The sequence below is a fragment of the Luteibacter aegosomaticola genome, from assembly GCF_023078475.1.
GTDB classification, from domain to species: domain Bacteria; phylum Pseudomonadota; class Gammaproteobacteria; order Xanthomonadales; family Rhodanobacteraceae; genus Luteibacter; species Luteibacter aegosomaticola.
The window spans coordinates 560291-573159 of record NZ_CP095741.1 but is presented as its reverse complement, the minus strand read 5'-3'; the positions used below and the strand labels follow the sequence as shown (position 1 = coordinate 573159).

At 63.9% G+C, this 12869-nt stretch carries 13 protein-coding genes; 7 read left to right on the top strand and 6 right to left on the bottom strand.

All coding sequences use genetic code 11. The features are described from left to right. Positions 1-10: 10 nt before the first annotated feature. From L2Y96_RS02505 to L2Y96_RS02475, 7 genes are all read left to right on the top strand, one after another. Positions 11-943 carry an ABC transporter ATP-binding protein gene (locus L2Y96_RS02505; protein WP_247331692.1) on the top strand — a complete coding sequence of 311 codons (933 nt, stop codon included), beginning with the start codon at positions 11-13 and terminating at the stop codon, positions 941-943. Next, positions 940-1707: an ABC transporter permease gene (locus L2Y96_RS02500; RefSeq protein ID WP_247331690.1), complete on the top strand. Its 768-nt coding sequence runs from the start codon at positions 940-942 to the stop codon at positions 1705-1707. Before L2Y96_RS02505 ends, L2Y96_RS02500 begins: the two co-directional genes overlap by 4 nt. Beyond that, a complete protein-coding gene (locus tag L2Y96_RS02495) occupies positions 1707-2426 on the top strand; it encodes a pseudouridine synthase (protein WP_247331688.1) in 720 nt (239 codons plus the stop codon). Before L2Y96_RS02500 ends, L2Y96_RS02495 begins: the two co-directional genes overlap by 1 nt. A 141-nt stretch (positions 2427-2567) precedes the next feature. After that, entirely contained in the window at positions 2568-3674 is a 1107-nt protein-coding gene (locus L2Y96_RS02490) for a hypothetical protein (RefSeq protein WP_247331686.1), read from the top strand. Further along, positions 3671-4588 (top strand): hypothetical protein, encoded by a 918-nt coding sequence (locus tag L2Y96_RS02485; protein WP_247331684.1) that lies wholly within the window; start codon positions 3671-3673, stop codon positions 4586-4588. Before L2Y96_RS02490 ends, L2Y96_RS02485 begins: the two co-directional genes overlap by 4 nt. Beyond that, positions 4585-5685, top strand: coding sequence for a hypothetical protein (locus L2Y96_RS02480; protein WP_247331682.1), 1101 nt, complete (start codon positions 4585-4587; stop codon positions 5683-5685). The genes L2Y96_RS02485 and L2Y96_RS02480 overlap by 4 nt, the downstream gene beginning before the upstream one ends. A gap of 240 nt (positions 5686-5925) precedes the next feature. Continuing rightward, complete coding sequence (locus L2Y96_RS02475) at positions 5926-6705, top strand: hypothetical protein (protein WP_247331680.1); 780 nt, start codon at positions 5926-5928, stop codon at positions 6703-6705. 28 nt (positions 6706-6733) lie between these two features. Here L2Y96_RS02475 and L2Y96_RS02470 read toward each other — a convergent pair whose 3' ends face one another. From L2Y96_RS02470 to L2Y96_RS02445, 6 genes are read right to left on the bottom strand one after another with little or no spacing between them, the layout of a single operon-like run. After that, positions 6734-7603, bottom strand: a complete 870-nt coding sequence (locus L2Y96_RS02470; RefSeq protein ID WP_247331678.1) for a hypothetical protein — start codon at positions 7601-7603, stop codon at positions 6734-6736. Further along, entirely contained in the window at positions 7600-8799 is a 1200-nt protein-coding gene (locus L2Y96_RS02465) for a hypothetical protein (RefSeq protein WP_247331677.1), read from the bottom strand. Before L2Y96_RS02465 ends, L2Y96_RS02470 begins: the two co-directional genes overlap by 4 nt. After that, positions 8796-9599, bottom strand: coding sequence for a hypothetical protein (locus tag L2Y96_RS02460; protein ID WP_247331675.1), 804 nt, complete (start codon positions 9597-9599; stop codon positions 8796-8798). Before L2Y96_RS02460 ends, L2Y96_RS02465 begins: the two co-directional genes overlap by 4 nt. Next, complete coding sequence (locus tag L2Y96_RS02455) at positions 9596-10849, bottom strand: hypothetical protein (RefSeq protein ID WP_247331673.1); 1254 nt, start codon at positions 10847-10849, stop codon at positions 9596-9598. Before L2Y96_RS02455 ends, L2Y96_RS02460 begins: the two co-directional genes overlap by 4 nt. Then, the gene (locus L2Y96_RS02450) at positions 10846-11673 is read right to left on the bottom strand and encodes a hypothetical protein (protein WP_247331671.1); all 828 of its coding nucleotides are present in this window, start codon (positions 11671-11673) and stop codon (positions 10846-10848) included. The genes L2Y96_RS02455 and L2Y96_RS02450 overlap by 4 nt, the downstream gene beginning before the upstream one ends. Then, positions 11670-12845, bottom strand: a complete 1176-nt coding sequence (locus tag L2Y96_RS02445) for a hypothetical protein (RefSeq protein ID WP_247331669.1) — start codon at positions 12843-12845, stop codon at positions 11670-11672. The genes L2Y96_RS02450 and L2Y96_RS02445 overlap by 4 nt, the downstream gene beginning before the upstream one ends. Between the last annotated feature and the right edge of the window lie 24 nt (positions 12846-12869).

Here is a 12869-nt window from a genome sequence, read left to right as displayed (position 1 = left end):
GGCGCAGCCCATGACCACTCCTGCCTTACACGTCAAAGATTTACGGAAAACCTACGGTAACGGTGTCGAAGCCCTCAAGGGGGTCTCGCTCACGGTTGAACCGGGGGATTTCTTCGCCCTGCTCGGCCCGAACGGCGCCGGCAAGTCCACCCTGATCGGCATCCTGTCGTCCCTGGTCAACGCCTCATCCGGCGATGCCGAGGTCTTCGGGGTCTCGATCCACAAGCAGCGCAGCGAAGCGATGCGCCTGATCGGCCTGGTCCCCCAGGAGATCAACTTCAACCAGTTCGAGAAGCCGTTCGACATCTGCGTGAACCAGGCCGGTTTCTACGGCATTGGCCGCGCCGAAGCTTCCGTGCGCGCGGAGAAGTACCTGAAGGAGCTGCGCCTGTGGGATAAGGCGCACCAGCAGGCGCGCACCCTCTCGGGCGGCATGAAGCGCCGCCTCATGATCGCCCGCGCGATGATGAACGAGCCGAAGCTCCTCATCCTCGACGAGCCCACCGCTGGCGTGGATATCGAGATCCGCCGCTCCATGTGGCAGTTCGTCAGCGGCATCAACGCTGCCGGCACCACCGTGATCCTCACCACGCATTACCTCGAGGAAGCGGAGCAGCTCTGCCGCAACATCGCCATCATCGACCAGGGCCGCATCGTGAAGAACACCACGATGAAGAGCCTGCTCTCGACGCTGGATGTCGAAACCTTCGTGCTGGATGTGAACCGCGCGGGTGGCGAGCTGCCTTCGCTGCCGGGCGTCACGCTTCGCATCCTCGATGACCACACCCTGGAAGCCGAGATGTCGCGCGCGCACGATCTCAACTCGCTGTTCGCCGCCCTGTCGGCGCACGGCATTACCGTCACGTCGATGCGCAACAAGGCCAACCGCCTCGAGGAACTGTTCGTCCGCCTGGTCGAGCACGGCCGGGAGAACGTGGCATGAGTACGCATCTCGTCGCCCTTGGCACCCTCGTCCGCCGCGAGATCGTCCGCATCCTGCGCATCTGGACGCAGACGCTGATCCCGCCGGCCATCACGATGACACTGTACTTCGTCATCTTCGGCAAGCTCATCGGCAGCCGCATCGGCACCATGCATGGTTTCACCTACATGCAGTACATCGTGCCCGGCCTGGTGATGATGAGCATCATCACCAACAGCTACGGCAATATTTCCTCCTCGTTCTTCGGCGCCAAGTTCGGCCGTTTCGTCGAAGAGATGCTGGTCTCGCCCATGCCCAACTGGGTGATCCTGCTCGGCTACGTGATCGGCGCGGTGACCCGTGGCCTGATCGTCGGTGTGCTGGTGCTGTTCATCGCCCTGTTCTTCACCGACCTGCACGTGGCGCATCCGCTCACCACGTTCTTCTCGGTGCTGCTTGGCGCCACGGTGTTTTCGCTGGCCGGTTTCGTCAACGCGGTGTTCGCCAAGAAGTTCGATGACATCGCGCTGGTGCCGACTTTCGTGCTCACCCCGCTCACCTACCTGGGCGGCGTGTTCTACTCGGTGGACCTGCTCAGCGAGCCGTGGCACAGCATCTCGCTGGTGAACCCGATCCTGTACATGGTGAACGCGTTCCGCTTCGGCGTGCTCGGCGTGAGCGACGTGCCCATCGTCACTGCCTTCGTGGTGATGCTGGTGTTCGTTGTCGGCCTCAGCGCCGTGGCCCTGCGTCTGCTCAGCCGCGGCGTCGGCCTGCGCTCGTAATGCGCGTCAACAAGTACATTGCCGAGTCCGGCCTGTGCTCCCGCCGTGAGGCGGATGAGATGCTGCAGGCCGGGCGCGTCATGATCAACGACGAAGTCGTCGGCATGGGCGCCAAGGCGCTCGACGGCGATGTGGTGAAGGTGGACGGCGACGTGGTCGTCGCCCGTACCGTGGCACCCGAGTCGGCAAAGAACCGCGGCGTCTATATCGCGCTGTACAAGCCGGTCGGCATCACCTGCACCACCGACACCACCGTGGACGGCAACATCGTCGACTTCGTGGATCACCCGCAGCGCATCTTCCCGATCGGCCGCCTCGACAAGGATTCCGAAGGCCTGATCCTGCTCACCAGCAACGGTGACATCGTCAACGAGATCCTGCGCGCGGAGAACCACCACGAGAAGGAATACCTCGTGGCGGTGAACAAGGCCGTGACCGACGAGTTCCTGACCGGCATGGCGCGCGGCGTACGCATCCACAATCAGATGACCAAGCCATGCAAGGTGCGCAAGATCGCCAAGTTCGGCTTCGGTATCACGCTGACCCAGGGCCTGAATCGCCAGATCCGTCTGATGGCGGCCGCGTTCGGTTACCGGGTCACCCAGCTGCGCCGCGTGCGCATCATCAATGTGAAGCTGGGTCATCTCAAGCCGGGGCAGTGGCGGAACCTGACCGAGGCTGAGTTGAAGGGGCTGCTGCCGAATCGGACGCGGTGGTAGGCCTACACAGCGTCAGTCAAGGCGCACGTCGGATCCGCCAAAATCTGACCGCGCGTGTAGGAAAGGGCTTACAGCCCGAATAGCCACTCCCGCGCAACACTATAGCCAACGGATGGATTCCCCCCGTGCAAAGGAGTGCACATGTTCCGTCGTTCGCTATCGCTGGCCGTCATGGCCGGCCTGCTTCCCCTTGGGGCTATCGCCTCGCCGCCCGATATCATCGAAACCTACATCCGTGCACGCACGGAGGTTGCGCCGTCGGCCGCGCGTATCCAGGACACGCCGACGTTCCTCGCGGCCTACCTGACACAACCCTCGTCACCGTATAGCGACCTGATCGCCAGCCCTGACGACCTCAATGAAGTGTGGTGGAGCGATTACACCCGCCGCCTGCTCGGCCACGAGGGTGATCCGGAAGCCGCCCTCGCGCTTCTGCAAAAGGCCGCAGGCCTTACCAAGGCTCGCCCTGGCATCGAGGTCACGGTGACCGCGGCGGACGCAGCCAATTACCGCGGCGCGGAAGCTGCGGCGGCTGCCATCAAGGCGGGCATCGATCTCGATATCTATAACCACGCACTCGATCTCAACCATCCGCATGTAACGGCCGCCGCAGGGCAGGCTGTCGCGTTGCAGATGCTGCGAGAGCAGATGAATCGCTACCCCGCCGACCAGTACGAATCGCATGGCGTCCGCACCGACGTATTTGTCCGAGTGATGTCCGCCCGTAGCCATGACGAGGTAAGCGAGGACGATGATCGCTACCTGGGCGCCATACTGCGCTTCGCCATGGACCTGGCACACACCTCCTCGGATCACCTGCCCACGATCTACCGCGTCGCTCGTATCGCTGCGTCGTATAAGGACCGTGCAGGTTACTTCGGCGCTCCCCTGTGCAGCGGTGATGGGCCGTCGCCAAACATGCCGACAGACTATGCCACTGCGCTTGCCGACCATCGCCCGCTCTGCTTCAAGGCGGCAACCGATCGCGGCGTGCACGCGTGGTTCCGCGAGGAGCTGCGTCTCGAGGCGTCGGGCTTGCGGATTCATGAAAACCACCATAACGGGTGGTCCCGGCTCATCTACTGGATCGGCGTCATTCTTCCGCTCGCCGACGTCGTGTCCTTGCTGGAATTCACCAACGCGGCGATCGCCGGCGACCTCGTCGAATCCGGTGGTCTCGCCGCCGAAGAGGGCGAAATCGTTGTCGGGCGCGCTAGCAAGCTCACCTGTGGGATCCGTAAGCCATGACTGTGACATTGCAACGCAAGGCGGTCCTGCTCGCCGGCCTCCTGGCCGGTTTCACGAGCCACGCGCAAGCCGCTATCGAGGCGGTTCCCGGCGCGGGCAACCACCCTGGCACCCTGCTGGATGATGCCATCGCGTTCACCGATGCGATGATCAATTACACGATCGACCATGTCGCCGCGGAATCCCGCGCCAGTCTGGCGGGCTCCCTGAGGCGTGAAGCGAAAATCGCGACGATCGCGCGCCTCGAGTACACATGGGAGGCGAATGGACATACGAATACGGTGGTCATCCATAGCCGCAGCGGCAAGCCCATCAGCTCGATGCTCGGTCCACGCGACGGTAGCAGCAGCGGTGGCGGCTCTTTCGAATGGTCCGATGCGCAAGTGCAGGAAGAGCTGGCCGAAGTCAGCTACTACCCGCAGATGCAAGGCCACTTTCGCGCGACTGCCGCGCGTCACCCCCATACCGTGCTCGAAGCCACCGATGCCAAGTCGCGAGGTGATGCCGAACTGAAGGCATTGCAGAAGCTGGAGATTGAGTTCGCGGAGGGCCGCATTCCGCAAGGTGGCAGGCTGCTCGGCATGGTCAGCAAAGGGGTCTGCCCTTCGTGCGATGCCAACTTCGACATCTTCAGCCGAACGTATGATGTCGATGGAAAGGTGTACTACCTGGCCAACAGGAATGAATGCGCGGCAGCGGTTGATGAGGGGCTGGCGAGCGAGGAACTGGCAAGCGAGAGCATCAGGGGGAATGGCGGTTTCTACGCAAGCCGTGGCAGCTATGTCGAGCGCTCCATGCACGGAACCGTCAACGAATGGCAACGCATGGACCGCGGCACGTGGAACCGAGGTATCGACCTGGGCCGTCTGACTGAAGCGGAGAGCGGCTCGATCCTGGCGGAGGGCTGCCCGTGAAGAAGCCACCTGGCTCGCCGTGGTACGGGGCGGCGTGCCGGGTGGCGTGGCTCGCCGCTTGCGCCACGCTCGCCTCACCTTGTACCTGGGCGGGTGATATCGCCGTATTGCATCGGGTCCATGCTTCGCGCCTCGCCGGAGCGGACCTGCCATCCCTAGCCGCACTGAGCGAAGGGCTGCTTGCCGGATCCGGCTCGGCCTATAGCGCGATCGTAAGCCGCCCAGACTTTACCAACGACATCGCATGGATCGACTTCCTCGATAGCCTGCCCGGCCAGCCTGGCGAAGCCGAGGTAATCGGCGAACTTGCGCTTGAATTAGGCCTTACCCGGGCTCGCCCGGGTAAGGACGTCCCGGATCGACCCGGGTATCGTGATCCCTTGGTCGCTGCGAACGCGACCAAGGCCGGCGTGGACCCGGACATCTTCTGGCACATGCTCGACCTGGGCGGATTCCGGCATTCAGCACGTACGGCAGGCTATGCCGTCGCGCTGCAAGCGTTGCGTCGACAGATAGCCGCCGTACCGACAGATCGTCACGTGGCCAATGGTATCGATGCATCGGTGCTCGCCCGCGTCATGGCGGCGCGATATTGGGATGATGTGACTCCGTATGACATGGATTACCTCGGCAACCTGGCTCAATCGTTGTTGATCCGAAGCCATGTACCAACGCGGGGGTCCGACGGCACGCCCCTGCCGCCGACCGCCTATCGCGTAGCGCGGCTCGCAGCAGCCTGGCGTGATACAGAAGGCTACTTCACCAACCCACCCTGCGACCGCAACGGAACACCTCGCGAGCCAGCGAGGGAAGATGCCATGCTTTGCTTCGTGGGTGCGAATGATCGCGCGGTACACGCGTGGTATATCGACGAGCTTCGCCGGCAGGCGCTGCTTCCCACACCCGATGCGCACAAATCAGGTGTAACGCGTCTACTCACCGGTGTCGCCCTGCTTATGCCGCTGCTGGATATTGCCGCCCTGGCCGAAGTGGTCGAGGCAGCCATTGCCGACGATGTCGCCTTCGACGGCATGGCCCAGGAAGCAGAAGCCGCTGAACAACGCGCCGCCGCGATCACCTGCCGTCTTAGAGGCTGACCACCCGTGCCAAAGCGCAAGCTATTTCTTTCTGCCGTCCTATGGATCCCTGCCGTATCGCCTGCGGGTTCGTTCACGCGTGAAGCCCTTACGCTTGATGAAGGCAATGCCAGCGCACAGCTGGCGTCAACAGGGCAGCGCTATGTCGATGCCATGCAACGCCTCATCGATGCCCGTTGGCACGATGCCTACTCGGCAAGACGATGGGAAACCCTCGAGTTGAGCATGGCCAACACCCCCGTGGCGCGCCTGGAGTACCGAGGACCTGATGGTGCCGTCGCGCGCATCTATCACGCCATGGGCGGCTCCCCCATTAGTGACCTTGCAGCGGATATCTTCACAGGGAAAAGTCGCCCCGTGACGCCCGATAGCATCGACGAGTTCGAGCTGGAAGAACCCGCGCCCGATGTCCGTGCGGCCTCCCTGGCAAGATATGTCGCGCATGATCTCGAGGATGCGTCAATGTTCACACCTGACGACGCGTTGAACGTTAGGGCGAGGCTTCGCCCGATGGAGGATTCGCGCTTCCATCCCTATGTCATCGATGGCATGGATCGCGCGCTGGATGCGGAGTTCAAAGCCGTGGCCGCGCTCGAAAACGATCTGTCGGCCAGCAACGTTCAGCGCGGCGGCAAAGCGACGATCCTGCTATCGGGCGAAACGTGCAGTTCCTGCGAATACGCCCTCAAAGCGGCCGCACGACACTACGACATCGACATTCACCTCGTCCGCATGATGCCGACGACATCCCCCGCGGAAAGCAACCGGCTGATCAAGGAAGGGATCGCGCGCTGGAGAGGCGCCCGCCTGGTGGATCCGGCGACGGGCCGCCCGCTGCTCGCGGCCGATGCACTGGGCAGCTTGCGCGAAGGCCAGGTAAGGCAGGCCATCACGCCGGCGGCAATGAAGCGCCGCTTCGCGAACATTCCGTGGGAGCCGCGTACGTTCCGTCTTGAGCCGGCCGGGGAAAGTGGCGCAGGCCCATCGACCGGCGCCACTAAACCGCCACCGGGATGTTGAACCCGGCAGTGTCATGCCCTATCACTTCTTAGTAAACAGAAAGGCCGCTGCACCCGGCCGCAAACGCCGCGCTTCGCGAGGAATCGTCGAACGGTTCGGGCGAGCTCGAACCCGAACGGGTTGATGAGGGCACGTTACGCAGGGCGAGGTCGCATTGCAGGTTATCTATGAGCTCCTTGCGCCGCCGTTTGAATGCCCTGCGGATGTCACTCTCGGGGTCACGTGATAGAGCCCGGATGTGGATGTCGACATCCCTATCGGCAGCAAATCGCTGAATGGCGATCTCGCAGGAATCACAGACCTTGGTGCTCACGTAGATATCGAGCCTGCCGCGCCGACCCGCCGTCGCATCGCGCATGTCGCGCTCAAGGCTGCGCAACATTCGGATCTCGGCATCGGCGCGGTGCGTGTCGGGATTTCGTTCACCAGGCAACGAGGTATGGATGACACTACTTCCTTCATCGCTGCCCAGCGTGGCATGCACCAGGCCCTGGCTCGATTCAAAATAGCTCACGAACGCTGACCCCGGTGGCGATACGGTGCCGGGAACCCATGGCTGTTCTGGTCCACTCGCGGCGTGGTACATCCTGGAGTGAGCCGCGCCCGTCCGCTCATCCACCCACGTATAGCGTGCCGTGAGGAACGTGCCCGTGAGATACGGCCTGGCGAAGCGGTCGAAATCGGCACGAGTCATCGTCTCCGCTCCCTCCGCGGCATGCAACCAGCGCGATACGGCCAGTGCGTGGTAGCGGTAGCTGGCATCGACCCACGTCTCCACCATGTCGTTGCCATCGCTTTCCTCCAGTTCTGGATGCAGGGTGACACTGCCCGCAAATGACGGGCACGGGACGAGGCTGAGGAGAACCAACCCGATGTTGAGTACGTGACGGAGCCTCATGGCTTGGGCACCTCCATGAGCAGCTTGCGAGCGCGCCGGGTCAGGATGTCATCAGCGAGCTCGCTGCGTGCGTCGAGTGCGTGGCCCCGCAACGCCAGGTGCTGGATAACCTCGACGTGTGCCGCCGCCGAGATAGCCCAGGGACGTAACGGCGGCACCCACAAGGGATGGACGAGACGCATGGCGGCCAGCAGATGGCTATGCGCCCCGGCGCCTGGGTGCTGAGGCATCTCTCTTTCGTACAAGCGGCGATACCAGCGAAACAGATCCTGGTCGGTGTAATCGACCAGGCAGGGCCGATACCCGGCATCGGCTTCACCCGAGCCCGATCCGGTGCCCGACGAAACCCACCGACCGTCGGTAGTTGATACGCATGGGCTAGCCCGTGGATCGACCCTGTCATCGCTGTAGGCCGCCGCCGCGCGTGCCAGGCGAAGCATGACCGGGAGCTGCCGCGCGTTATGCGCGCTGGGACGCCCACCGCGCCAGCGGTTCATCTCGCCCTCGAGCACAGCCATGAGGTACACGGCGTCGTCGGCACCCACGTCTGCCGGCCCCGACGCCGCAAGGAAGCGCCGCAGGACGCCATCATCAAGGCCACGCACCGTTCGCTCCGGCGCACCCCGAACCGCCGCCAGCTTCTCCCGCAGCAGCATCGCGGCAACCGCATAACTGGCGGGCAATGCCACCAGGCTGCCTGGCATGGTGATGCGCGCACGGAGAAAGACGTCGTCGTCGAGGCCCGCCTTCTTCGCGTGGGCCTGTGCAAGCGCACCCACTGATAGCCACGTCGCGGTGCGGGGAACCTCCCAGGCGTGCGCCGCCTTGGTCATGCCATAGTCCCACGCGAGGGCACTGGCCGCCTCCGCCTGGCTCATCCGCGTCTCATCACGGTACATGTGGTCGCGCGCCGCGTACCACGCTTCACCATCGAGACGAAGCAGGGACGTATCGATCTCCGAGGTGGGCGAGGTGGGATCAGCGAGGAAGCGAACGCGCGTCGTGGCATTGTTGCTAAGCCGGATCGCCTTACCTTCGAAGCGAGCACGGTGAACCATGTAGCTGCCGAGGACGTCACCCGGTGGCGGCGGCTCCGCGGCCGATGCCTCAACCAGGCTGGAGATGCAAAGCAGGGCCGCAAACGTTCGCGACAGGCGGCTGCAGCGGCGCGCCTTCCTTGGGAATGGCGTACTCATCGTTTGGTTTCCAGAAATGGGGCTGCGGGAGGAATGGCCGCCGGGCACGCGAAGTTCGCCTTGCCGGATGCAGCCGGCAGCGAGGCCCAGACCGTCGAAAGGAACGCGCGGCGATCACGAATGAACCGCTCGGATAACGGCGAACCCGCATCGGCAATCCGATGCACCCGCGTGTCGGAGGCGTAGCGTCTGGCGAAATAATGGATGGCCGATTCGCACACCTTGCACGATGGCCGGCTGATGAAAAACACGGCCTGGCCCTGGGGCTCCACGAGCTTCGCTTCGATATCGCGTTCGACGCTACGCATGGCCTTGTACTCCGCCGACGCCGTGTAGATATCCAGCGGCATGTCGTCGACCAGCGGCGAACTCTCGATCGAGGTGGTCTCACCGTCGACACGCCTCGCCCAAATCTCTCCCCGGCGTGGTCGCACATAAAGCCGGTAGTCGAGCAAAGGTGTCATGCCCTTGACCGACCACGGCGCGTCGTCACCCGACATAGCGTGATAGATGCGGGTCTGCTCCTGACCATTGCGCACGAAGGTGTAGTGCAGCGACGCAAACGTTGCGTCCATGTATTGCTCCGCGAACAGATGGATGGCACGGGGCGTGACCGGCGCTTCCCACGTCCCATCGACCAGCCAGCGGCTCGCGGCACGCGCGTGCAAGGCAAAGCTCGCGCGAAGTGGGCCGACCAGGGTGTCGTGCGGGTCGGCATCCCACTCCACGAAGGTGACGTTCCCTGCATTCGCTACGCCGGGCATGAAGAGGCACACCACCACGAAAGCGCGCGCGTTCATGGCGCGCTCCCCAGGCACAGGCTACGGGTGGCCGCGGCGAACATCGCCTCCGTGACCGTCTCGGGATACAGCGTGGCGTCGCGTGCGTGGGTCGCCACCCACTGCGTCACCAGTTCTGTAGACACAGGTGCCAGCCTGGTCTGCGTGGATAGCGCGCCAACCCAGAAAGGCAAGACACTGTCGACCGCCTCGACGAAGCGGATGCCATCCACATCCAGCCCCGGGCCGGCACGCCAGTGCGTGATGCCCGACCGAAACATACCCGCGTACCACGCCGCAACCGCACGATCCGATGCCGTATCGATGCATTGCGCCGTCGTGGCGGCCGCCGTGGGCTTGCCGTGGCCATCACATAGCGCCACCGCCCCGGCGGGGCGCTGCTCCTCATGATAGGCCGCGGCCAGCCGCGCAAGGCGAAGGACGCCGGGGAGCTGGCGGAAGCCATGGACCGACGCTGTACCACCCGGCCACTCCGCCAACACCGTTTCCAGCTCACGCATCAGGGCGGCGAGGTCGCTGTCGGACACGCTGCCCGCTGACGTCGCCGCGGCGACACGGTCGAAGACTCCCTGCGAGACCGCGACGGCCGACGGATCGCGCGTCCGCGCAAGCCGCTCCTTGAGCGATTGCATGGCCAGCGCCACGTGCGCCATGACGACGACGCTCCCATCCGCCACCAGCCGGCGCGCATGCTGGTAGATCCCCGGCTCAACGCCGGCCTTGATCATGCTGGCGCGTGCGTGTGGATTGGCCGGCAGCGTAACCGCCTTCCTGCGCGTCGTGATCCATGGAACCGAAGGCGTAAGACCAAGATCCCAGGCCATGGCTGTCACCGCCGCAGCGCGGCTCATGGGCGTGAGCACCGTTTCCAGAAGCGTGCGAGCTGTCTTGCCGGCCTCATCGCCGAACAGGTTCGTTCGCCGGTTCAGGACGACGTAGGGCCCATCAACAACCACCATGCCGGCGAGCATGCGTGTATCCGATGAAAGCGCATTGGCGAGCTGCGGATAGATGAGATGAGCCGTCGTCCATTCGCGCAGTACGTCACCCGCCGGCGGCGACGGATAGAACACCCCGTCCGCATAGCGCGGCTCATCGTGGTCGTCGTCATCATCGGCAACGCATGCCAGGGGCTTGCCAAGAAGGTCGGTGCCGCAGCGACCGGCAGCAGCCGCATGCCCACCCATAGGGGCGAGCACGCAGAAACCGGCGACAACGCCATTACGAAGAACCCATCGCACGCAGGTCATTCGGCGAAGATCCTTGCGCACATGCCGGCGGGCGGTGGCGGCGTGGGCCCCGGGCCTGGCCCCTGCCCCGTGCCAGGAGCCGGCCTGGCTGCCCCGCGGACGCGGACCAGCAGCGTGTTGAGGAAGCCTTGCACCACGCCACGAAAGCGGTAGTACGACTCGCTCATGTTGCCTTCGAGGTGGTTCACGTTGATATCGACGCCATAGATATCCGAGAACCGGTGCATGACGTGTTCGCACGAATCGCACATGGGCTGGCTGATGAATGCGTGCAGGGTGCCACCACGCGTCACCGTGTGCCGCTGGATATCGCGCTCGATCGTGCGCAGCGCCTTGAACTCGGCATCGCGTGCGTGGATCGCCGAACTTGGCTCGTCTTCCAGCTGCGTGGCCATGAGCGTCGTTCTGTCCGCGCTGCTGGCGAAGGAGTACACGCGAGTGGCATCCTCCACAACGTAAGAGGACAAGTGGGGCGGCGCGCCCGCCAGCCCGGTACGCGGATCGTTCGGTCCCGACATCGCGTAATAGATCCGGGTACGGTTTCTCCCGTTCTGCATGAAGGTGTACTCGAACGCCGCGTAGGTGGCGCGCGATAGTTCGCCGTGGAAGATCATGAACTTGTTATAGGGAACCAGGGCACCGTTGAGCTGCTCGAGGTACCACACGGATGCGGGCTCGGCATAAAAGCGGAAGGCGTCAAGTACCGCCGGCATCACCACGTTGTTCGGATCGCTCCCGAATGACTGCACGCGCCAGTCATGTGCGATCGCAGGCGCGGTTACCAGGCAGGCAACGACGCTAACAAGGAACCGTTTCGCGATCATGCGCCGAACTCCTTGCTGCAGAGGAACAATGCACGACGCTCGGCATAGCGGCTGGAAGATTCGCTGCTCATGTCCGAGTCGGTGACCCCATCAGCGACAAGGGATTCCACCACTTCGACGTGGGACGCATAGGCTCGCAGCGATTTATCCAGCACGCCAAGCCACAAGGGGCGCATAGGCCGAAGGAAGCGCGTCATCGCCAGTGCCGGTGAAGTGACGAAGTTGCTGTGATCCGGATCCACCTGCGCATCCAGTTTGTCGAGGTACCAGCGGAGCACCGCGCGGTCGTTGGCGGCGACCAGGCACATGGGTTGCCCCTGCTCGGGGTCGAGGCCGGCAATGCCGACGCGCGCCTGGCCGTCGGTCGAGCAAGGATCATCCGTGTAGCCCTGCATATCCCTGTAGGCGGCCGCCACGCGGGCGACACGCAACGCCGCAGGTAATTGCCGGCGGCCGAGTTCGGTGATTTCGCCGCCATTCCACGTGGACATGGCCGTCTGCAAGAGGCGAACGAGGTAGATGAGGTCGTAGTCGCTGAGGTCGGCGAGCGATTTGGCCATCATGTATCGTCCCAGCACATCGGAACGCAAGCCGAGGGCCGCCCACAGGCCAGGGTCGTAACACGCCAGCTTCTCGACAAGAATCTGCACTGCGACCGCGTAGTTCGCGGCCACCGCGAACGCGCCATGCCCCGCCAACGCGAGTGACTTACGCGCCACATCTTCCGAGACGCCCGCCTTAACCAGTTGGGTGCCGGCCCACGGTGCGCCAAGATCCGGCAGATCGCTGAGTTCTCCGATACGCGGATAGCCGTTGGTCATACCAAGGTCCCACGCGAGAGCCTCGGTAGCCTCCAGACGGGTAAGCGGCGTGCCTTGCGTTGACAGGTCGGAGAGCGCGCGCTGCCAGATCGTCCCTCGAAAAGCGTACGGCGTGTGGCGCAGACGGCTGTAAATACTGCTGGGGGCCGTCACCATGTCGCCCGTTACGGCTGTGTCGGAGACGAGGTCGTCGGCGATGGCCGACTCCGTGAGGCGTGCCTTGATCCACGCCGAAAGGATGTCGCCCGCAGGTGGGCCGACGCGTGTATCGGCGCGGGCCGTTTCAGGCAGTGCAAGTGAGATGGCGAGCGCGATCAGAACGCCGCCGTAGCGCAGCTTGGGGTTTCGCATGGCACTTCCTTATGTGTCGTGACC